This window comes from Paenibacillus physcomitrellae, assembly GCF_002240225.1.
GTDB classification, from domain to species: Bacteria; Bacillota; Bacilli; order Paenibacillales; family Paenibacillaceae; genus Fontibacillus; species Fontibacillus physcomitrellae.
On record NZ_CP022584.1, the window covers coordinates 3037978 to 3058369 of the forward strand.

General features: G+C 52.4%; 15 protein-coding genes and 2 pseudogenes. 1 reads left to right on the forward strand and 16 read right to left on the reverse strand.

Going from position 1 to position 20392, the window contains the following annotated elements; genetic code table 11:
- Nucleotides 1-16: 16 nt before the first annotated feature.
- The 14 genes and pseudogenes from tilS to spoVT all read right to left on the reverse strand — a co-directional run bounded on the left by tilS (nt 17) and on the right by spoVT (nt 13676).
- Nucleotides 17-1498 carry a tRNA lysidine(34) synthetase TilS gene (gene tilS, locus CBE73_RS13800; RefSeq protein ID WP_094094688.1) on the reverse strand — a complete coding sequence of 494 codons (1482 nt, stop codon included), beginning with the start codon at nt 1496-1498 and terminating at the stop codon, nt 17-19.
- Between the two features lie 83 nt (nt 1499-1581).
- Nucleotides 1582-2523, reverse strand: coding sequence for a serine/threonine protein kinase (locus CBE73_RS13805; RefSeq protein WP_229752863.1), 942 nt, complete (start codon nt 2521-2523; stop codon nt 1582-1584).
- A complete protein-coding gene (locus CBE73_RS13810; protein WP_094094689.1) occupies nt 2513-3253 on the reverse strand; it encodes a vWA domain-containing protein in 741 nt (246 codons plus the stop codon). The genes CBE73_RS13805 and CBE73_RS13810 overlap by 11 nt, the downstream gene beginning before the upstream one ends.
- A 246-nt stretch (nt 3254-3499) precedes the next feature.
- Entirely contained in the window at nt 3500-5998 is a 2499-nt protein-coding gene (spoIIE, locus tag CBE73_RS13815; RefSeq protein WP_094094690.1) for a stage II sporulation protein E, read from the reverse strand.
- A 404-nt stretch (nt 5999-6402) separates the two neighbouring features.
- The gene (locus CBE73_RS13820) at nt 6403-6894 is read right to left on the reverse strand and encodes a S1 domain-containing RNA-binding protein (protein WP_094094691.1); all 492 of its coding nucleotides are present in this window, start codon (nt 6892-6894) and stop codon (nt 6403-6405) included.
- A gap of 156 nt (nt 6895-7050) precedes the next feature.
- Nucleotides 7051-7386, reverse strand: coding sequence for an FtsB family cell division protein (locus CBE73_RS13825; protein ID WP_094094692.1), 336 nt, complete (start codon nt 7384-7386; stop codon nt 7051-7053).
- Between the two features lie 29 nt (nt 7387-7415).
- Entirely contained in the window at nt 7416-7982 is a 567-nt protein-coding gene (yabQ, locus tag CBE73_RS13830; RefSeq protein WP_094094693.1) for a spore cortex biosynthesis protein YabQ, read from the reverse strand.
- Entirely contained in the window at nt 7979-8269 is a 291-nt protein-coding gene (gene yabP, locus CBE73_RS13835; protein ID WP_094094694.1) for a sporulation protein YabP, read from the reverse strand. The genes yabQ and yabP overlap by 4 nt, the downstream gene beginning before the upstream one ends.
- A 159-nt stretch (nt 8270-8428) precedes the next feature.
- Nucleotides 8429-8707: an RNA-binding S4 domain-containing protein gene (locus CBE73_RS13840; RefSeq protein WP_094094695.1), complete on the reverse strand. Its 279-nt coding sequence runs from the start codon at nt 8705-8707 to the stop codon at nt 8429-8431.
- A pseudogene (locus CBE73_RS13845) lies at nt 8707-9018 on the reverse strand (HU family DNA-binding protein); the annotation flags it as partial. The gene CBE73_RS13840 and the pseudogene CBE73_RS13845, both read right to left, overlap by 1 nt.
- 253 nt (nt 9019-9271) lie before the next feature.
- Entirely contained in the window at nt 9272-10762 is a 1491-nt protein-coding gene (yabN, locus tag CBE73_RS13850) for a bifunctional methyltransferase/pyrophosphohydrolase YabN (RefSeq protein WP_094094697.1), read from the reverse strand.
- An 8-nt stretch (nt 10763-10770) separates the two neighbouring features.
- Nucleotides 10771-10965, reverse strand: coding sequence for a hypothetical protein (locus CBE73_RS22175; RefSeq protein WP_174704730.1), 195 nt, complete (start codon nt 10963-10965; stop codon nt 10771-10773).
- A 34-nt stretch (nt 10966-10999) separates the two neighbouring features.
- Complete coding sequence (locus CBE73_RS13855; RefSeq protein ID WP_094094698.1) at nt 11000-12835, reverse strand: putative polysaccharide biosynthesis protein; 1836 nt, start codon at nt 12833-12835, stop codon at nt 11000-11002.
- A gap of 298 nt (nt 12836-13133) precedes the next feature.
- Entirely contained in the window at nt 13134-13676 is a 543-nt protein-coding gene (gene spoVT, locus CBE73_RS13860; RefSeq protein WP_094094699.1) for a stage V sporulation protein T, read from the reverse strand.
- Between the two features lie 407 nt (nt 13677-14083).
- Between spoVT and CBE73_RS13865 the strand changes: the two genes are divergently transcribed.
- A complete protein-coding gene (locus tag CBE73_RS13865; protein WP_094094700.1) occupies nt 14084-15412 on the forward strand; it encodes an IS3 family transposase in 1329 nt (442 codons plus the stop codon).
- 121 nt (nt 15413-15533) lie between these two features.
- Here CBE73_RS13865 and CBE73_RS13870 read toward each other — a convergent pair whose 3' ends face one another.
- Both CBE73_RS13870 and mfd read right to left on the reverse strand, forming a co-directional pair.
- On the reverse strand, nt 15534-16661 hold the full coding sequence (locus CBE73_RS13870) for a peptidylprolyl isomerase (protein ID WP_174704731.1): 1128 nt from the start codon (nt 16659-16661) through the stop codon (nt 15534-15536).
- Nucleotides 16648-20178 (reverse strand): annotated as a pseudogene (mfd, locus tag CBE73_RS13875) (transcription-repair coupling factor). The gene CBE73_RS13870 and the pseudogene mfd overlap by 14 nt, the downstream one beginning before the upstream one ends.
- Nucleotides 20179-20392: the final 214 nt, after the last annotated feature.

A 20392-nucleotide genomic window follows, 5' to 3' on the forward strand; every position in this document is an offset into this window, starting at 1 on the left:
ACCTCCTAAAGTTATACTATGAATATCCGTCTCCACCCATGACCAGCCCGGCATTGCCGTCTTCGGCCTCCCAGCTCATCGCAATGACGGTTTCCGTGTCTGCCCGGACCCAAGCTGCATCCGAGCGGCGGATGCCGGGAATCCACAGAATCCGGCCCGCTGCATCCACAACTAAAGGAATTCTGTCACGCGAGGAAGGTGGAACCTTGTCATCAATAAAGATGTCTTTGACCTTCTTGCTTCCGCCGAGCCCCGCCACACGGAGGGTATCTCCCGGAAGCCGGGTACGTACGGTAAGCGGACAGGACAGCTCGTCCGCATCAAACAGAGCTTCGTCTTTGCTAAGCGGTTTCATTGCCTCAGGCAAACGGGTTCTCTGCAGCTGCCGGATATGTAAAATCCGGCCTGTTCCCGGAACGGGGACAACAGCCGGCAAAACCTCCACCAGACATTGAAAAACGCCTTCATTCCCTGCATCCTGCTGAGCAAGGAAACTCAAGGTATCGTATTCCCGGCGGCAGAAGGATCCACCGCCCAAATCGATTCTCCACGTGGTCGGATGCTCTTGCAGCGCCCCGTGTCTAACCGCTTCAACCTTGGCGAAATCCGATTCTTCCGTATTTAAAGGCAGATAAGTTAATATTAGTTTAATCAACCTCCGTTGTAAAGCGACATGTAGCCCGGCCAACGATGAGCAGCTCAGGTTCAGGTTACCGCTTCTGTCACGGCTCACCAGCCGCTCCATCTGTTCTTCCGCAGCTACGTTCATAAAGTCATCTTCACTTTCGGCGATGATCGCCATCCTGTTCAAAGATGGAACCAACTGACCATTATATTGCCCCAAAAAAGGAAGCACATCCAGCCTGATCGCATTTCTTGTGTACTTGTTGATCAGGTTGCTGCTGTCTGTCACAAACCGGAGTCCGCTTTCCTCGCAGATCCGGACAAGGTCCGTCTTGTACATACGCAGCAGCGGCCGGATAAGTTCCACATTTTTTTCCTTACGTTTCATACGCATTCCGCCGAGGCCGGTTAAACCGCTGCCTCTGATCAGCTTCATCAGAATCGTCTCGGCCTGATCATCGCCGTGGTGAGCCAAAGCAACGGATCCGGCTCCATATTTTCGTGCAACTCGGAACAGAAAATCATATCTCAAATTCCTGGCTGCTTCCTGGCCTCCCATGCCGTGTTCCTTCATATAAAGAGGCACGTCAAATTCCGCAAGCTCAAATGGCCAGTCATAAGACGAAGTCAGCTGACGTACAAAATCAGCTTCCACTGCCGACTCTTCCGGCCGGAACCCATGATTCACATGGGCGACCACCAGCTCCAGCCCCGCTTCCGCTTCCCGAGCAATATGGCTCAATATATGTAAAAGGGCCACAGAGTCCGGTCCTCCCGAAACTGCGACCACGATGACATCTCCAGGCGTCCATAAGCCGTTGTCCTGTGCGAGTTCTTTAACCTGCTGCACCGCTTGGTTTAGGTTCGGTTCCATCAGGTTTCCTTCTTTCTGTCTACTGCTCTGTTTTAGGTAAGTATATATATCTATGTATAATAATCAAGTCCTTATTCGGATCTCTACCGAAGAACCAAATATAGGGCACAGCCCAGCAGTACAACGGATACCGCAAAAGTGCCAGTCAGCCATGCCGGCGTAGGCTTTCGGTTCGTTCTGCCGGAAGGGCGTCTGCATACCGTCCGATCCCAAAGCTCGCAAGCCTCCCGGCTGGTCTCAAACCGTCCGGTTAGCCCGCGTTTGAGCCAGTTCGCATAAGGCGTGAGTCTCGGATGGCTCGCTGCAAGGCTGAGAAGATCATCCACCGTTCTCATCTGGGGAAGGACCCTTGCCGCTCTCTTCAGCTCTTCTCCGCAAAGCAGATGAATGCATACTACCGAGAAGGAGAACCAGTCATAGGCTTCATCAGCTGTCCGGCTCCCGGCATTCCAGAAACCCCGGTCATACCACTCCGTGAACTGCTTGACGCTCCGGCCGATTTGGCTCACCCCGCCATAATCGATCAGCTCGATGCTTCCGTAGCTGCCGGCCATAATGTTATCCGGCTTCAGATCCCCGAATACATATCCGTTCTCGTGCAGCATCCGAAGCTGCTTCAGAACATGCAGCCCGGCCAGATCCAGCCAGTCGGGTCCTTTGCGTGAGATAAACACGCTTAAAGGCTCTCCTTTTACATAACGCATCACGTAAAAAGGAATATGTCCTCCCGGCAGCTCCGCATCGTCCACCTCGATCAGGAAAGAAGCCCCGTCTTCCGGATTTCTTCGTATCCCTTTCTTCTGCAGTGCCTTCAATACATTGATTTCGGATTGCAGATCCACCGTATCAAAGCCAAGCTTAAGCGCATACTGGCGGCCGCCGTCCTCCTGCTGAACGAGATAGACTACCCCATTGGCGCCTTTCCCGAGCAGTCTGCGAATCCGGTAGTTTCCCCCGCGCCAGCGTCCGCGGATGACTTCTCCCGGTATGAAAGCATGGTCAGTGGACATAGTGTCAGCGGACATAGTCACTGAGAATTCCTTCTCCCGCACCCTTCTCACCCAGATCTGTTTGATATCCATTTAGTGTACCATATCGGAAGAAATCAATCACCTTGAGGAGCGCAGGCCCGGTAGGGGTCGCCCCCTTCATTACCAAACGCTGGAACAGTGAACGTGTACTGCCCAAATCCGAGGTCCAGTCGATATCCAGCACGGCGTCCTCCCCGCCATGATTTCCCGGAAAATGAAACACCGCAATCCGGCTTTGACCTTCTCTCGCTGCCAGACTGAGCAGCAAATCCCGGATCGCTTCTTCGACAGCAGCAAGCTTCGGCTTCATGCTGGCGCTCACATCAATGAGCAAAGCAACATCAAGCGGCGAAGTTTCCGTCAATTCATCCATGACTTCGACCACTTCGCTGCGTTTAGCCGGAGGCAGGGATTCCAGCGATTCGCCGCCCAGAATTTGCTTTAACTCCTTATTAACCGCCTGCTGGATGGTCTGAACCACGGTTTTGCGCGTCATCATCTGCATCGTTCTCGCCAGCTGCTTCGTATCCGCCAGCCTGCTCATCCCGCCGCCGGCCTGGGCAATTTCATGAATTTCCTGGGCGCCAAGCTCTCCAATCGTCCCGTAGTCGACAATGCCGACCACATTAACGGTAATTCCCTCTTGTTTCGCGTAAGAGGCAGCCATGACCGGACTTTGTCCTACATTTGAGCAGCCGTCTGTGATCAATAGAACTTGCTTCATCAACGTTTCCCCCGTTTCGATGGTCCGCTTGTCAGCACAGCAGAGCAAAAGCGAATGCCGACAGGCTCCCTTTTATCTCTAGCATTTCCACCGAAACTATCATTTAAACACGGGAAGTCTATTTATTTTTGTAGAGGGAGAGAGTGCCGGTCTTTCATAACCATAGTTCATAATCCAGCAAAAACAACAGAAGGGAGCCGCACCTCACCGTACGGCCCCCTTTCCCAGCGCCGAAACCGAATCGAATCAGCTGACCGTCCGGGGACGACCCATCCGCTGCAGACCTGGAACCTGCAGGGTCGACCATTTCGGCATGTGATGATTCACCTTGGCGATGACGACGGTCATGTCGTCTTCGATTTGATTTTTCTGATAACGAATCACAGACTCAAGCAGGCAGTCTGCCATTTCCTGCGGATCGTCGCTTTCAATCTCGGTAATTAAACGTTTGATCCACAGCTCTTTGTTGATCGCATGCCCCGGAGCATCGTAAATCCCGTCCGTCATCATGATCAAGGTATCGCCTGGATGAAGCTGAAGCGTGACCAGATCAATTTCAATATCCTGAATGATGCCGACAGGCAGATTGCTGGCGCTGATCGGGATGACCTCGCTGCCCCGTTTGATGAAGCTTGGGGATGAGCCGATCTTCAGGAAAGTCGTCTTAGCCGAATATTCATCGATTAGCGCCATATCGACCGTTGCATACACCTCATCCGCAGAACGCAGCATGAGCACCGAATTGACCGATTTAATCGCCAGCGTCTCATCCATGCCGGACTGCAGCAGCTGCTCCAAGATGCCCAGCGCCGTGCTGCTCTCCAGCTTGGCCCGCTCCCCGTTGCCCATCCCATCGCTGAGTGCTACCGCAAATTTGCCGTTGCCAAGCTCAACTGCGCTGAAGCTGTCTCCGGACAGGAGGTCGCCGCCTTTAGCCGTCCCGGCTACGCCCGTCACAATCTCATAAGTTTTGGCCGAACCAAATGTTACCGTCCGGATGCCTTCCTTCAGGCCGGCCGTTTCATTCACCACCGTAATCTGTTCGCCCAAAATATCCGACAGCAGCGGGGCGATCAGCTTCCGGCACTCATCATAACCTTTGGTGAAATTATGCATCATTTCAATTTCTACCTGTCCGTGGTCTAGCGAGATAATATCGACGCCATGTATGGACAAGCCCATTTGCTCCAGAGCGCCGCGGATCTGCTCCTCCTGCAGCGACATTTCCTGACCTTCCCTTTTAATCTCCTTGGCCAGATCCTCCATTACTTGAGAAACGCCGGACAACTGCTCGGCCACAAGCTGGCGGCTGTCGTAAATTTGGCGTTTCCAGTGCATATCATGCTGATACAGATCATACTCATGTTTCATAGCGGCGAGCACGGAATCGGTTTTGCAGCAGATTTTGTTCCAGCTGGCCGGCAGATCCTCCTTGCGGAGCTCCGGATTCTCTTCGATGGATGACATCATCTCCGTCATATATTTATAAGTCTGATAGAACTTCCCGTCCCAGCATTGATTCTTGCGGAAGCAGGTCGCGCACACCCCTTCGGTGGCTGCATTCATGAAATGATCCAGCTCCTGTGTGCGCTTGGAAATCTCCGAGGCGCCGGCCACTTGGCCGAAGCTGCGCGACAGCTGCTTGAATACCTGAGAGAACTGGGTGACGCGTTCCGCAGTAATATCCCGGATCCTTTTTGCATATTCATGTTGTGACTGGCTGTGATCCTGCGTTCCCGGAACATATTTGGCTATCATCGCCGTAACCGCCTTAGGGGTGAGCAGGAACAGCGCAACAGCCACGCACGTTTCCCAAGTGGAGGCCATGACATCACCCGGCCCTGATAAATAGATGGATAATATCGATGAACCAAGCAGCATGCCGAACCCGACCGCCCACTTTCGCCCTTCCTTCAGCATGCCCGCCAGCATCCCTGAGAAAGCGAGCAGACTCATCTGATAGATGGCCGACATATCGGCCAGGCTGAGGATCAGCCCCGTCACGACGCCCACGGAAGCGCCGAGCGGGGCTCCCCCCACTAAAGCGAACAACAGAATCAGATACCTGGATAAAATATGTTCCACCGAAAGCCCGTACACCTTCCAGCCCACGGCCCCTGTCATTACGGAAGCCAGCAGAATGATCAGACATAGGATCTCTTCATTCCTGAGCTGGGTCGTCTTCTTCCGGAAGGTGAACACGGGCAGCGCCTGGATAAATACCAGCGTTAATACAAAGCTGAGCACCGAATCCATGACCACCATCGTCAGCGCGTACCAGGTAAGTGAAGGCCCGATGACCGCCTCAAACAGATTAACGAAAAAGGCCGCCGTAAACACCATAATCGGCGCATAAGACAGTTCGGAGCGTTCAAACGTCTCCATGCCTTTCTTCATCAGCAGAATCATGATCATCTCGCACAGAACCGTCGGCAGATGAGGCTGAACCGCAAACAGCGAACCCAGCAAAATCGCACCGAACACCGGAATCACCAAATCCCTCCGCATGAACGCAATGACCGCAAAAAACGCGGCAGCAAAAGGACTAAGCTCATTCAATATGGTTGCCTTGCCGAGAAGGAATCCAACCAGGGTCAGCAGCATGCCCCATTTGTTGGCCGTAACGAACCGAATGAACCGGACTGCTGCAGGCCATTCTTTCCACTTGCCAGCAAACCCATTCTTCTCCCCTTGCTCCTTACTTCTCTTCATTCCCGGAAACGCAATCACATTTCGCTTCTCCATTAACCGCACCACCTGTTCTCAAGTTTGGGTATGTCCCATTATAGGTGGCGGTTTACGGAAAGTTTGTCAAACAAGGGAGACCGCTCCAAAGAAATTTACGACAAATTGAGAGACGCCTGCGTATTTTCGCAACCCCCTGCTGCTGTTGGGAAAAGAACGCCTCAGGCGGTTTTATGTTCGCCTTTTCAAAGACCGATTCTGCCGCGGGTTGTCCCCTTTTGGCTAGCGATTCGCCCTGAGATTCACGGAAATGCGTAGTAAACTGTCGGTAATTTATCCCGGGCACGACAAAAAGCCCCGCAATTGCGGAGCTTTGTAACCTTCCTAACCTTTGTAACCATGCACAAAAAAACCGCAGTGCGCAAATCTCATTTGTGCCTACGGTTTTGATTATATATAGACAACTACATGCGTTTCGCGCCGCGTCCACCACGTTTGCCTTCAGTGTTCTTCTTCAGCGACGAAATGCGCTCTTCACTATCCTTCAGGAAGCGTGACACCTTATCTTCAAATGAAGTCTTGCCGGCTGGAGGCTTAAAAGAACGTCCGCCACGATCACGGTTATAACCACCACCGCCGCCGCTGCCACCGAAGTCTCCGTCCCGGCTTTGACGATCCGGTCTAGGTGCGCGAGGAGGTCTTGGCGTGGATTCAACCGGCTTATCAACGGCCTGCTTAATCGACAATCCGATCTTGCCGTCCTTATCAACATTGATTACTTTGACGGTCACAACGTCGTTAAGCTTCAGGTGGTCGTTGACATCTTTAACATAATTGTCGGCGATTTCCGAGATGTGAACGAGACCCGTGACACCTCCTGACAGATCCACAAATGCTCCAAAATGCGTGATGCCTGTCACTTTACCCTCTAACTTGGTGCCCACTTCAATTGCCATAAAATAAAATGATCCTCCCTTAAAAATATACAGCAAGACCTTAGGTCCTTTGCTGCGGTGATTTGATTATACCGAATGACACATAACAGGTCAACCAGTCGGAAGCCTGTTATAGCAAGGAAAGTCCCGGTTTGGGTCTCCTAATCTATATTATGTTCAATTGCTGTCTGTTGACTTTCGAATCGGCGTTTCTCCCGGCTTGTACAAGCCGTATTTTTTTCGGGCAAGCTGTCCGATATATTCAGGATCATTTAGACGATTTATTTCATACTTAAGCTGGTTCAAACTTTCTTGGGTAGCCTGCTCTTTCGTGCGAACCTGTGCAAGCTGCTTGGATTTCTCATGAAGTTCAGATGTCTGGGAATAGAACACATAACCTGCCCAGCCTACAAAAAGAATGACAAAACAAAGCCACAACCTGAGCCTTCTCTTGGCACCCGGGTTGTTGTTTGCTTTTCGTTCCCGTTGACTTGCAGCAGCTGCAGCACTCATGCGAATCCCCCTGTCTTTCGTCTTGTCCGTTATGGCTTCCTGGACCACCTGTTTCGAACAGCTTCAGCCTTATGAATCACCCATTGCCAAGCTTCGGGCAGCTTCAGCCTCCGACCGAGCGGTAGAAAGATAAACTTCAGCAGCTTCCATAACGGGTGCAGCATCCGAAGCATAAACAGGAGCATCACCCACAGGAATCCCAGCAGAAGTTTGGCAGCTTTAAAGATAAGCTTGAGCGGCGCGATAATTAATATTTGAACCAGACGCACACCGGCCAGCCACACCTTGTCCACTACCTTCAATAACATTACCACAAAACGTTCAGTTGGAATACTTAGGAACAAAAAATAGATCAAAACTCCCAGAAACAGACCTAAAAATACATAAAATCTGAGCTCCCCGTGATTGCTGTGATACAACGTGCGAAACACATACAACGCTGCCCAGACCCAGTAAATCAGATCCAGTCCATGGATGCTCCATCTCGGAAACCGGTACCTGGTTTCGATGATCCGTACGCCGTCAAACACAACGCCCAGCACACAGCCCGAAATGAGCATCCACAGCAGCGTCATCCACTGCATTTCCAGATTCATCGCAGAAGTTTGCCCAGCAGTCCTTTATTTTTGGGTTGGGAGCCCGGGTTAAGATACGACAAGGAATTGACGGTTCCTTCAATTGAGACGAATCCCTGTTCCAGATTGAGGTTCTTAATGTGGAGATTAATGCCGCGAATCGTCAAATGTCCAAGCTCGGTTTGTAATAGAAACTCCTCATTATCGAAGCTTTCGACATTATTAACCCCGGAAATCTCCAGCAGCTTGCGGCTATGTAACCTGATGTCCTGCACCTTGTTATTATTATTCTTGCCGGTTTCGATCATGGCCTGTACCCCTCCTTCTATTGATAAGCTTATGGAGGGCCCACGGCCTTTAGAACAATTTGTTCGGTTTGATAAAAAAGAAAAGAAGCATACCGAAAGGGTATGCTTCTTTAGCTGATTTTCCGCGGAAAACAGGTTCTCCGCTTATGGTCCGGCAGGTTACCAGTCAAGTCCGCTACTCTTCGCAATCGGCTCTTCCTTCACCACCGTATACATCGTGGCCGCCTCTTCCTTGCGGGTCGTTTCGGCCAGCCGTTCCACGCGGATCGTCACCAGCTTCTGTCCAAACTGAACCGTAATCTCGTCTCCGACCTTAACCGTGCTGCTCGGCTTGGCTTCGCGCCCGTTAATCAGGACACGGCCCTGTTCCGAAACGTCTTTGGCAACGGTACGCCGCTTGATCAGACGTGATACTTTCAAGAATTTATCTAAGCGCATTACTTAACAGCTTCTTTAAGTTTGTTGCCCGCTTTGAAGGCAGGAACGTTTGCTTCAGGAATTTCAATTGTGCCGCCTGTTTGCGGGTTGCGGCCGGTACGTCCGGAACGCTTGCGTGTTTCGAATGTGCCGAAGCCGATCAGCTGAACTTTGTCGCCGCCGGAAAGAGCATCGGTGATTTCGGTGAGCAGACCGTTGAGTACAACTTCTACGTCACGTTTGGTCAAGCCGCTTTTGCCTGAAATATTGTTGATCAGATCTTGTTTGTTCATGTTTAAAAGCCTCCCAAATTCCAAAAAATAGTTCTTCTTCTCATCCGTCCCGCTGCCGGCTTATTAACAAGCCGTCCGACCCCGGGGTTCCCTGTTGAGGTTCCCGCAGTCTTTAGATTTAGAACGGATATAGTTACTAATTCTTGTTTCCTTATCAAAATCCTGCCGGTTGTCTAAAATATTTTGTCGAGATTCCCGGAAATCAGACGAATAGCCTAGATAATAAGCTCTCTCTAGGCTTCAAAAATCCCTGTCCGCCTTATAAAAAAAGATCGCTCCGCTATCCGGAACTTCAGGCATGCTCGTGCCCTTTCGCTTCATCCCACAGCTTGTCCATCTCGGCCAGCGTGCTTTGTGCAGGCGAAAGCCCCTGTTCTCTGAGCTTGGCTTCTACATAATGAAATCGTGAGACGAACTTGCGGTTTGTTCTGGACAGAGCTTCCTCCGGATCGGCGCCGATGAAACGGGCGGCGTTCACAACAGAGAACAGGACATCCCCCAGCTCCAGCTCGATCTCTGAGGCAGATTGTCCCTGCTGGATGGACTGCTTGAGTTCGGCCAGCTCTTCTTCCATCTTGGCCAGTGCCCCGGATGCATCCGGCCAATCGAAGCCGACCTTCGCCGCTTTCTTCTGCAGCTTATAGGCCTTCATAAGCGCCGGCAGGTCGCGCGGTACGCCGTCCAATGCGGACGCCTCCTCCGGCTTTAGACCCTTACGGCGTTTCTCCTCCGCCTTCATGGCTTCCCAGTTGCCCAGCGCTTCAGCTGCATCTCCGGCACTCCGGTCGCCAAACACGTGAGGATGGCGGAAGATCAGCTTCTCGTTCAGCGTCCCGATGACATCATAGACATTAAACGTGCCCTCTTCTTCTTCCATTTGCGCATGCAGCATGACCTGAAGCAGCAGATCTCCAAGCTCCTCCTGCATATGCTCCGGATCATCCTCATCGATCGTCTCCAGCACTTCATAGGCCTCTTCGATCAGATTCTTCCTCAAGGAGCTGTGAGTCTGCTCGCGGTCCCAAGGACATCCCCCCGGACTCCGCAAAATATCAACAATCTCATGCAGCCGCGCAAAGCTCCTGATTTGAAGCCTGTCATCCTCGCTCCGCGGAACGTAGATGAGCGAGAGATTCCCGTAATCCTCGATGCGGTCAAGCTCGTACAGAGGCACCTTCACAATCTGCTCCTGTCCTTCTACGCCCAGAGCGTGGCCGACTACGACCTCGTAGTCTTCCGGGTATAACTCCATCAGGCTGAGCTTCACATCCGAGGCCGTAAACGTATCGTACACTTGGCCGATCAACGTATGCAAATGCGGCTTTAAATCCTGCATCGCCAGCCCGGCAGCATCCAGCAGCTGGAATCCTTCAATCGGGTCAAACCCCAGCTGCGCGAAGGCTTCGTCCAGGAAGCTTTCCCCGCCTACGATCTCCAGCCCGATTCCCTGCTCCGGGCAGCGTTCCTTGAGCAGCTTGACCGTAGCCTCCGCCACCATCGGATGGCCCGGGACCGCATAAGTAATGGCGGCTCCGTCCTTGGATGCTGCTTCAATTAGCCGGTCTGCGATTTCCCTGTAAACGGAAGGAAAATCCTCCTTCGCTTCATAAACGCTGTCAAACGAATCAAAGGCAACGCCTGATTCCGCCAGCCAGTCCAACACCGGATGATCCTTCGTCCGCACGTACAGCTTGTCCGCCTGCTGCAGTTTCTTCAAATTGCCTAAGGTCAGCCGATCGGGATCCCCTGATCCCAAACCTACGACCGTGATCGTTCCTTTCATATTTGCATTCACTCCCCGGCGCTCCCATTGTCATGTGGACACTGATCCAATACGACCACTATAACACTTGTACGCGGCCAGCACCAAATTTTGCGGGCTGGCGTTGTGATCGGCCGCCCGGCGCGGTGAAAGCCGGGACGCCGCCGGTGCTGAAGCTGGCGGCCATAGCCACCGGCAGGCCACTCCCGCGGTGCCCCGGCCATCCGGCGGGCGGGCAGCAGCAGGGCCCGGCAGGTGCTAGGACTGCCGGGGGAGCAGGCGCAGCTTGCCGAGCATGGCGGCAAGCCTTGGGCCAATGCGGGGCAGCGCAGCCAGCTCCGCCCCGGTAATCAGCCGCAGGCGCAGCGCTGCGGCCAGGAACACGGCGGCGCCCAACAGCACGCCGCCGAGACTTTCGGCGGCCGCGCCAAGCCGGCCGCCGCCAAGCCCTGCGGCAGCGAAGCCCAGCCGCAGGAGCAGCACCGCCGCTGCCATGGCCGAGAGGCCCAGCAGCGGCTGCCACAGCGCCGTCCGCAGCGACGGCGCAAACCCGAGGCGCCGCGCCAGCAGCGCCAGGTTCACGGCCGCCGCGAGTCCGTACGCGGCGATGCCGGCGAGGGCCGCGCCGCTGACGCCCAGCTGCGGCACGAGCAGAACGTTCAGTGCCGCCTTGAGCACCGCGGCGAGCACCATGGTCAGGGCTGGGGCCTTCACCGAACCCAGCCCCTGCAGCAATGCGGCAGAGACCGTAGCCATAGCCGCCGGTGCTGCCGTGAAGGCCAGCCAGAGGAGCGTGTCGCTGCCTGTGTTATTTTTGTACAGCATAATATTGATCGGCTCGGCAAGCACGCCAAGACCGACGGAAGCGGCGCAGCCAATCAGCCAGAACCAGCGCAGAGCTGTTCCGGCCTGTCCGGCAGCTGCACGCAGCTCGCCTTTGTATTTCAGCTCCGCCATAGCGGGAATAAACAGGACAGATAAGGAGGCCGCCATCATATTGATCAGCTGAACGAGCGGAATCCCGCGGTTATAAATGCCGATCTGCTCCATGACCGACAGGCCTCCCTCTTCAAGCAGCCTTGGCAGCGTGAACGTATCCACCAGACTGAGGAGCGGCACCGCGAGAGCCGCAAGGCAGATCGGCAGGGCATAAGCCAGCAGCGGCCTCACCATCCGCGAGCCACGGAAGGACTCGGCCCCTTGGCTGCCGGCTGCTTCCCTTTCGTCTCTTATCCCTGTAATGCTTGTAATGTCTGTTTTGTCTGCGTTTGTTTCGTTTGTTTTATTTGTTTCGGTTGTTTTGCCTTTTATGCCTATTTTGTTTATTTCGTCTGCTGTGCTTATTTCGCCTGTTTGACCTTTACCTACCCCATGTCCCATCTGTGCTTGCCCAGCGCTGCCGTCGTTCAAAGAGCGGCCCCTTGTGCTGTTCTGGGGCTCTGCCTTCCGGTTTGCCCTTCTCCAGAACAGGAGCATGGCCACAAGACCCGCTGCTCCGCCGGCCGCCGAGCCAAGCATGGCCCCTCCAGCGATCGAAGCATTGGAAGCGTTAAGTGAGGTCAAATAAAGCAGCAGCGCGATCATCGTTGCCACCCGGACCGCCTGCTCAATCACCTGCGAAACGGCGGTTGGCAGCATATCCTGCCGTCCCTGGAAATAACCTCGCAAGGCCGCCGATGCAGGGACAAACAGCAGGGCCGGTGCCGAAGCCTGAAGCGCCGGAACCAGCTCCGGACTGCCGATCCAGCCTGCCACCCAGTCAGCACCGAAGAACAGCAGCGCGCTCCCGACCAAGCCGAGCGCCATCATGATAATGGCTGAAATTTTCAGAATCTCCCGAGCGCCCCGTTCATCCTGATCGGCCTCTCGTTCCGCTACAAATTTCGAGACTGCGGCCGGGAATCCGGCTGTAGCCAAAGTAACCAGCAGCGTATAAAAAGGATAAACCGTGTTGTAAATGCCAAATACACCGTCTCCGCCCAGATTCTGCAGCGGTATCTTCTGCAGGGTGCCGAGCAGCTTGGAGAGGATGGCTGCAATACCGAGCAGCGCCGCTCCCTTTAACAGCTTCGAAGCCGTTGATGATTCTTTCATGGTCCTCTTCCCCGTACGGTCCGGCACCCTGATGTGAGCTAAGCCGTCCGCCTCTTATAATGGTTTCTTGTTCATAGAGTACAATTGTGTTCATGAATGCCAATGTCCATTATAAAAGGTTTTGCGGGCAGGCAAAAGGTTACTCAGGCATCAATAGTTTCTCTGGTATGAAAAGGGTGCCTCTGCGTACAAAAGGTTCTCAGCCATGCAATAGTTCCCCGGGCATACAAAAGCTCCCGCATCCGGTTCTTCCTTTACAGGAAAACGGGCAGGAGCTATCTCGTTACATGCAAGCCTCCTACTGCTCCATTTGCTTCGCGAGGAAGCCCGCAGCTGTTTCGGCCATTTTCGTCTCCAGCTGAGACATTTTTACGGATTCATCTTTATTGAGCAGTACGACGGTTCCAATCGGGTCCCCGCCCGCTATAATTGGAGCGACGACAAAGGTGGAGACTTTCTCGGCATGATCTTTGCTGATTTCATAAGTACCCGTATTGGTTTCGATGACTGATTTGCGGCCGTCCATGCAGTTCTCGAGCAGCATCCCTACCTGTTTGTCCAAGTATTCCTTCTTGGACGCCCCCGCAACCGCAATGAGCGTGTCCCGGTCTGAAATAAGCGTAATATGGCCTGTGCTTTCATATAGGGATTCTGCATATTCTTTGGCAAAATCGCCGAGTTCACCAATCGGTGAATATTTCTTCAAAATCACTTCTCCATCCCGATCCACAAAGATTTCCAGCGGATCTCCTTCACGAATCCTGAGGGTCCGGCGGATTTCCTTAGGAATAACCACCCTTCCGAGATCATCAATGCGGCGCACTATACCAGTAGCTTTCATAACATGTTGCCTCGCTTTCTTAAGAAGTATTGGACTACTGTGTAGACGTGAAGCTTTAGCAAACGCACCGGGGTGCTATTTGTTTTTGAGTAAATACAGACCATAACTTCAGGACGCCCGAACGCTTCCGGTATCCAGCCAATTCGCCGCCCTGTGCAGGGAGCCTGTTTTTTGACGTCTTACCGGCTCATTAGAAGTTCCAAGTTTGGTTAAATTCTTGACCATAGTATTCATCTGTTCCCATTTCCTTATTCATCAGCCTGATAATCGGTAATGTCTCTCCAGGATGACAAAAAAGGACGATACCAACAGGGTAAACTGGTACCCATAGACTGGACACTTTGAAAAAAAGGTGTCTGGGCTATGGGTACTTTTTGTATACTGGAAGAGGCAATGGAGGGGATGACATGAGTAAGAAACATTTTAACCAAGCAGAGCGCAAGGCTTTATCTAAAAATCTATATATCGCTAAGGTTAGCGAAAAATCATTAACATACACAGATGAATTTAAACGCCTTTTCATCGATCAGTATCTGTCAGGGAAAACACCTAGAGAAATCTTTGAGACGGCTGGATTTGACGTGTCTCTCATCGGCATGACGCGGGTGGAGCAGTGCGCAGATCGTTGGAAGAAGGCCTACGAACGGGATGGGATTATCGGACTCACCGACTCCAGAAGAGGGGCTTCAGGACGTCCACGGCAAAGAGAGCTTACACCTGCTGAAATCATGGCCAAACAAGAAGCGAAAATCAAACTTCTCGAGTCGCAGATTGACTTGCTAAAAAAGTTCGACAAGAACGAAAGGAGGCTATGCTTAGAGAAAAACAATCCAAGCGAAAGTCATAGATTTGAATGGATTCATCAAGCAATGAACCAGGGATTTAAGCGGATGACCCGGTATTTTTGTGAGCTCCTAGGGGTCTCAAGATCTGGCTACTATCATTACCTGCAAACCGCGGATGTACGCATCAAACGAGCTCAAAAAGATGAGGAAAGCGTAAAGTGGGTGAAGAAAGCCTTTGATCGCCGAGGTTTCAAGAAAGGAGCTCGCTCCATCAAGATGACCTTAGAGAATGAGTTTGGCATTGTGTATAACCTCAAACGGATTCGCAGACTCATGAAAAAATTCAATATCGTCTGTCCTCACCGGAAACCCAATCCCTACAAACGAATGGCCAAAGCCACTCAGGAGCACCGGACCGTGCCCAATCTTTTGCAAAGAGATTTCCGAAAAGAAATCCCCGGTCTCGCCCTGCTCACGGACATCACCTATCTACCTTATGGATCTTCCCAAATGGCCTATTTATCCACCTTACTGGATGCTTCCACAGGCGAAGTTTTGGCTCAACATCTCTCGGACCGAATGACGCTGGATTTAGCAGCTGATACCGTAGAAAAGTTGATGAAGCAAAAGCGGCTTAAACTGCCTAAAGGAGCTTTTATCCATTCCGACCAGGGCAGCCACTATACAAGCCCAGCCTTTCAAAAGCTGCTCAAGAAGTACAAGCTTGGCCAGTCGATGTCCAGACGCGGTAACTGTTGGGATAACGCTCCGCAGGAGTCTTTCTTTGGTCATCTCAAAGACCATGTGGATCACCATAGCTGTACAACCTTCGAGAGCCTCAAACAGGAAGTAAACCGATACATACAGTATTACAACAACCACAGATATCAATGGGGACGTAAAAAGATGACTCCTGTACAGTACAGGAATCATCTTTTATCTGCGGCTTAAAACCACAAGTCCCTTTTTTACAAGTGTCCTTGACAAAGGGTACAGTTCAAGGGTATCGTCCTTTCGAATTCGGGATAACAAATATACGTTTAAAGCCTGTCCTTTGTTACCTGGACCTATATTACTTCGACGGAGCCGGAGAAGCCGGCACTTCCGGAGCTGCGCTCTCAGCAGGCGCTTCCGAAGCGCTTGTTCCGCTTCCAGCGTCAGCGCTGGCAGCTGGATCAGCCACTTTAGGCAGGTCGATTTTCTTGATAATTTTGTTCTCCAGATCGCCGGACATGAACTCGTCCAGCTTCTGAGAGCCGATTGTATTCTTGATGGTATCCTTCTGCTCAGCCGTCAAATCCTCATATGTTTTGGCCTGGCGGGATTCTACGCGCATCACATGGTAGCCGTAGCTGGTTTCAACAGGATCGCTGATCGTATTAAGCGGAAGCGTCAGCGCCGCCTGCTTGAACTCATCCACCCAGGTGCTGACTTGAGTATCGGCATAAAGACCGCCGTTATCCTTGGAGCCCGGATCTTCCGAATACTGCTTCGCGAGATCGGCAAAGTTCTTGCCGCCGTCCGCATCCAGCTTTGCTTTAACTTCTTTAGCCAGCTTCAGAGCGTCTTCTTTCGAACGTTCTTGACCTTCGGCATCTTGGAAAGTAATCAAAATATGGCGTACAGACGCAACTGTATAATCGTCTTTAGTGGATTCAAACTGCTTCTTCACTTCATCATCCGTCACTTTTGACGTTTCGGCTTGTACAACAGTGAAGATACGGACCATGTAATCCTTAAATTGCTGCTCAGTCACATTTTGTTCCTTCAGCATGTTCGCGAAGGCTTCGTCTCCAAGCTGCGTCTTGAACTGCGAGAGCTGGGTATCGGCCAGTTTAGCGCCTGCTTCCTTCTCTTTATCTTCGGCTTTGGAGGCCAGGTACTTATATGCGATTTCCTGCTTCAGCAAATATTCACGGAAATCATTATTGGACGCGTATTGCTCCATCTCAGGGGAAAGAATCAACATAATCCGCTGTTCCAGGTCGTATTCGCCTTCCGTAATCTCGCCGCCGTCGTAAGTAGCGACCACTTTGCTGCTGTCTGCCGTACTTCCGCCGTTCGCGGAGCTGTTCGAGCTTCCTGGTGTATTGCTTGCTTCGTCCTTCTTACTGCATCCTGCCAATACCACGGAAAAGCTCAGTACGGCTACCAGAGCAATAAACGCGATTTTCCAGGAACGCCTCTTATTTTGCAACATCTTGTAGTTCCCCTTTCGATTTGAATACCGGTTGTAAAGAGCCCAGGAACTTCTCAAGCAGTTCAAGCATCTCCTTGTCGTCCATTCCTTTGGCCTTGATGTGAATTTCTAGATCAGGCCCTTGAGTAAATTGTACACGTCTTCCATACTGATTGCCAACCTCCGCCAGCTTGGAAAGAGCCATATCCTTGACTTTTTGCGGATAAAATTTCAGAATCACGTCATCACCGCGCCGGTTCATTGACTCAATGCCATAAGTCCTGCCATAAATCTTCAGGCGGGCGGCCGCAAGCAGATTGCTGACTGCCGCCGGGGGCTCGCCAAAGCGGTCCAGCAGCTCATCGGCAAGCTCCGAAACTTCCTCAAAGGTGGTAACGGCTGCGGTTTTCTTGTAAATTTCAATCTTCTGCACGCTGTCATAGATATATTCAGGCGGCAGATAAGCGTCGATCGCCAGATCGAGCGTGGTGTTCCACTTCTTGTCTTCCGGTTCTTCTTCTCCAAGCATCGTAACTTTCCGCTTCTGAATTTCTTCAGCGAGCATCTGCGAATAAAGATCAAAACCGACAGAGGCGATAAAGCCGTGCTGTTCCGCTCCAAGCAGGTTGCCTGCTCCGCGGATCGACAAATCGCGCATGGCGATCTTGAAGCCCGAGCCCAGCTCGGTAAATTCCTTGATCGACTGGAGACGTTTCTCCGCGACCTCGGTGAGCGATTTGTCCCGCTGGTAAGTGAAGTAAGCGTAGGCAATCCGGTTGGAACGTCCTACACGTCCTCTCAGCTGGTACAGCTGGGACAAGCCCATTTTATCAGCATCATGCACAATAAGCGTATTGACGTTTGGAATGTCTACACCGGTCTCAATGATGCTGGTGCTGACGAGCACGTCATATTCTCCGTCCAGGAAATCGAGAATGGTCTTCTCCAGCTCCTGCTCTGACATTTGCCCGTGCCCGATGCCGACTCTGGCCTCTGGGACCAAAGCGGAAATTTGAGCGGCCATCTCCTGAATGCCCTGTACGCGGTTGTACAGGTAATACACCTGTCCGCCCCGGGCCAGCTCGCGTTCGATCGCTTCACGCACCAAAGCCTGGCTGTGCTCGACCACATAGGTCTGCACAGGGAAACGGTTCTCCGGCGGCGTTTCGATAACCGACAAATCGCGTACGCCCAGCATGGACATATGCAGCGTTCTCGGGATCGGCGTTGCGGTCAATGTCAGCACATCCACGTTCACCTTGAGCTTCTTCAGCTTCTCTTTATGCGTAACGCCGAAACGCTGCTCTTCGTCCACGATAAGCAAACCAAGATCCTTAAACACAAGATCCTGGGATAATAGACGGTGGGTTCCGATCACGATATCCACCGTACCCGCCCGAACGCCTTTAATCGTCTCGTTCTGCTCTTTACGGCTCCGGAATCGGCTGAGCACCTGAATATTAAATGGATAATCGGCAAAACGTTCGCGGAACGTCTCATAATGCTGCTGAGCCAAAATGGTGGTCGGAACCAGAATGGCAACCTGCTTGCCTTCGATCGCTGCCTTGAAGGCAGCCCGAATAGCCACTTCGGTTTTGCCGTAGCCCACATCGCCGCACAGCAGGCGGTCCATCGGACGTGTCTTCTCCATGTCCTTTTTAATTTCTTCGATCGCCCGGAGCTGGTCGCGTGTCTCCTCGTAAGGGAACATGTTCTCGAACTCCCGCTGCTCCGGCGTATCTTTGTCAAAGCCGTAGCCTTAAGTAGCCTGTCTCTCGGCATACAGCTTGATTAGATCGTCCGCAATGTCCTCCACAGAGGAACGGACTTTATTTTTAACCCGGGTCCATTCGTTGCCGCCCAGCTTATAAACCTTCGGCTCCTTATCCTCTGAACCGACATATTTCTGGATCAAGTCGATCTGGTCGATCGGTACCGAAAGCTTGTCGCCCCCGGCGTACAGAATGTGCATGTAATCCTTATGGATGCCATTAATCTCCAGCGTACCGATGCCCATATACTTACCGATGCCATGATTCTGGTGAACCACGTAATCGCCGACCTTAAGCTCGGTGTAGCTCTTGATCCGCTCGGCATTGTCCATACTGCGGCCGCCCTTGCGGACCTTCCGCTGCTTCTGGGAGAACATCTCGCCTTCCGTAATGACAACCAGGTGGGCCGCCGGCAGCTCAAAGCCCGTCTGCAGATTGCCTTGCAGTATGGCCGGCTCGGGAATGCTGTAATCCTCCAGCACCCGAATCATCCGGTCCTTCCGCTCGGCCGTGCTGGCCAGCATAATAATTTCGGCTCCGCTCTTCTTCCAGCGTTCCATTTCGGATTTAAGCACGTTCATCTGGCCATGGAAATCCTGCATCCCGCGGGTTACGAAGTTCAGAATATTCTGCGGCTGCGTATGCGGCACCTGGCGCAGAAAGATCGACAGGAAGAGCGTCTGGAAAGGACGGTGATACAGCACCTTGTCACTGTGGACGGACAGCGGAAGCTCCGGAAGGCTTTTTCCATTCTGGAACAAATGCAGGTTCCACTCCGCTTCATCGCGCTCCAGCTGCTTGGCGGTCTCCAGAAGTCTGGCCGGCTCATCCAGGATGAGCAGCGTATCTTCGGACATATAATCAAATAACGTCTTCTGTTCGGGATAGATCAAGGAAATATATTTATAAATATCTGCAAAATAAACGTGCTCGCGCAGCATCTCCATCTCGCGGGAGATTTCCCCCTGCAGGAGACTTTTGGCCTGCCGGTCCGTCATTTTCTCCAGCTGTGCGGACAGCTTCCGGTCCACCTGCTCCGCAGCCCGTTCCAACCGCTCTGCATCAGCAATCAGTTCTTTGCACGGGGTAATAAAGATGTCCTTCACCTGCTCCACTGACCGCTGGTCGGCAGGGTCAAACACCCGGATGGAATCAACATCTTCATCAAACAGCTCAATCCGATAAGCCAGACCCGTAGGGGACATAAGCGGATAGAAATCGATGATGCCGCCCCGTACGCTCATCTCACCGCGGGATTCCACCCTCTCTACACGTTCATAACCAAGCTCAATCATCTTGGTCAGGAAGGCTTCAAGCCGCAGGGTACCGCCTAACTGGACCTGGATTCCGGCTCCCGCCATCGCTTCCGGTGCAGGGAGCAGTTTACGTACCCCCGAATAAGGCACGACAATAATGCCGCGGAACCCTTGGGAGGCCTTCAGCAGCACGTCTATACGCTGGGACAGCGTTTCTGGCCCTGAGATGGCCGATTCCGCAGCAACCAGCTCGTTAGCTGGATAAAGCAGCACCTGATTGGATGATAGCGCTTCCTGTAAATCATCTGCGATCTTCTGGGCTGAGAACATATTATGGGTCACAACGAGCAGTGGCCGCTGCGTCTGTTCATGAAGGGCAGCCAGCATAATCTGTCTGGAGGAACCGGATAATCCCGAGACGAGCTGCTCCTTCATTCCGGCTTCAATGCCGGCCGTCAGCGATCCAAAGTCGGTATCTTTAGAAAAAGCCTTAATGAGTGCTTGTAACAAAAGCCGCACCTCTCTTATTAGCCGTGATAGGCATACTCATACTCTCGTGTTAGCAGCCTTCTTAGTTTTCTATTTATAACTAACCAAAATAAGCCTCAGCAAAAGGGCCAAGGCTCTATAAACAACCGTTCCTGAATTCATGCATTTGTTCCAAATTCTAAAGGTTAAACGGAAGCTCTCCTATCTATCAGCTTCCGCTAAGCCATACCGTTTG

Excerpts from the sequence above, each read along its gene's own strand:
- CBE73_RS13805 (WP_229752863.1), bottom strand. The coding sequence starts at position 2,523 with ATGTCCGCTGACACTATGTCCACTGACCATGCTTTCATACCGGGAGAA.
- yabN (WP_094094697.1), bottom strand. The coding sequence starts at position 10,762 with ATGAAAGGAACGATCACGGTCGTAGGTTTGGGATCAGGGGATCCCGAT.
- CBE73_RS13810 (WP_094094689.1), bottom strand. The coding sequence starts at position 3,253 with ATGAAGCAAGTTCTATTGATCACAGACGGCTGCTCAAATGTAGGACAA.
- CBE73_RS13820 (WP_094094691.1), bottom strand. The coding sequence starts at position 6,894 with ATGGCAATTGAAGTGGGCACCAAGTTAGAGGGTAAAGTGACAGGCATC.
- CBE73_RS13855 (WP_094094698.1), bottom strand. The coding sequence starts at position 12,835 with ATGAAAGAATCATCAACGGCTTCGAAGCTGTTAAAGGGAGCGGCGCTG.
- spoIIE (WP_094094690.1), bottom strand. The coding sequence starts at position 5,998 with ATGGAGAAGCGAAATGTGATTGCGTTTCCGGGAATGAAGAGAAGTAAG.
- tilS (WP_094094688.1), bottom strand. The coding sequence starts at position 1,498 with ATGGAACCGAACCTAAACCAAGCGGTGCAGCAGGTTAAAGAACTCGCA.
- yabQ (WP_094094693.1), bottom strand. The coding sequence starts at position 7,982 with ATGAATCTGGAAATGCAGTGGATGACGCTGCTGTGGATGCTCATTTCG.
- CBE73_RS13870 (WP_174704731.1), bottom strand. The coding sequence starts at position 16,661 with ATGTTGCAAAATAAGAGGCGTTCCTGGAAAATCGCGTTTATTGCTCTG.
- spoVT (WP_094094699.1), bottom strand. The coding sequence starts at position 13,676 with ATGAAAGCTACTGGTATAGTGCGCCGCATTGATGATCTCGGAAGGGTG.
- yabP (WP_094094694.1), bottom strand. The coding sequence starts at position 8,269 with ATGATCGAAACCGGCAAGAATAATAATAACAAGGTGCAGGACATCAGG.
- CBE73_RS13865 (WP_094094700.1), top strand. The coding sequence starts at position 14,084 with ATGAGTAAGAAACATTTTAACCAAGCAGAGCGCAAGGCTTTATCTAAA.
- CBE73_RS13825 (WP_094094692.1), bottom strand. The coding sequence starts at position 7,386 with ATGAGTGCTGCAGCTGCTGCAAGTCAACGGGAACGAAAAGCAAACAAC.
- CBE73_RS13840 (WP_094094695.1), bottom strand. The coding sequence starts at position 8,707 with ATGCGCTTAGATAAATTCTTGAAAGTATCACGTCTGATCAAGCGGCGT.
- CBE73_RS22175 (WP_174704730.1), bottom strand. The coding sequence starts at position 10,965 with ATGGCCGGGGCACCGCGGGAGTGGCCTGCCGGTGGCTATGGCCGCCAG.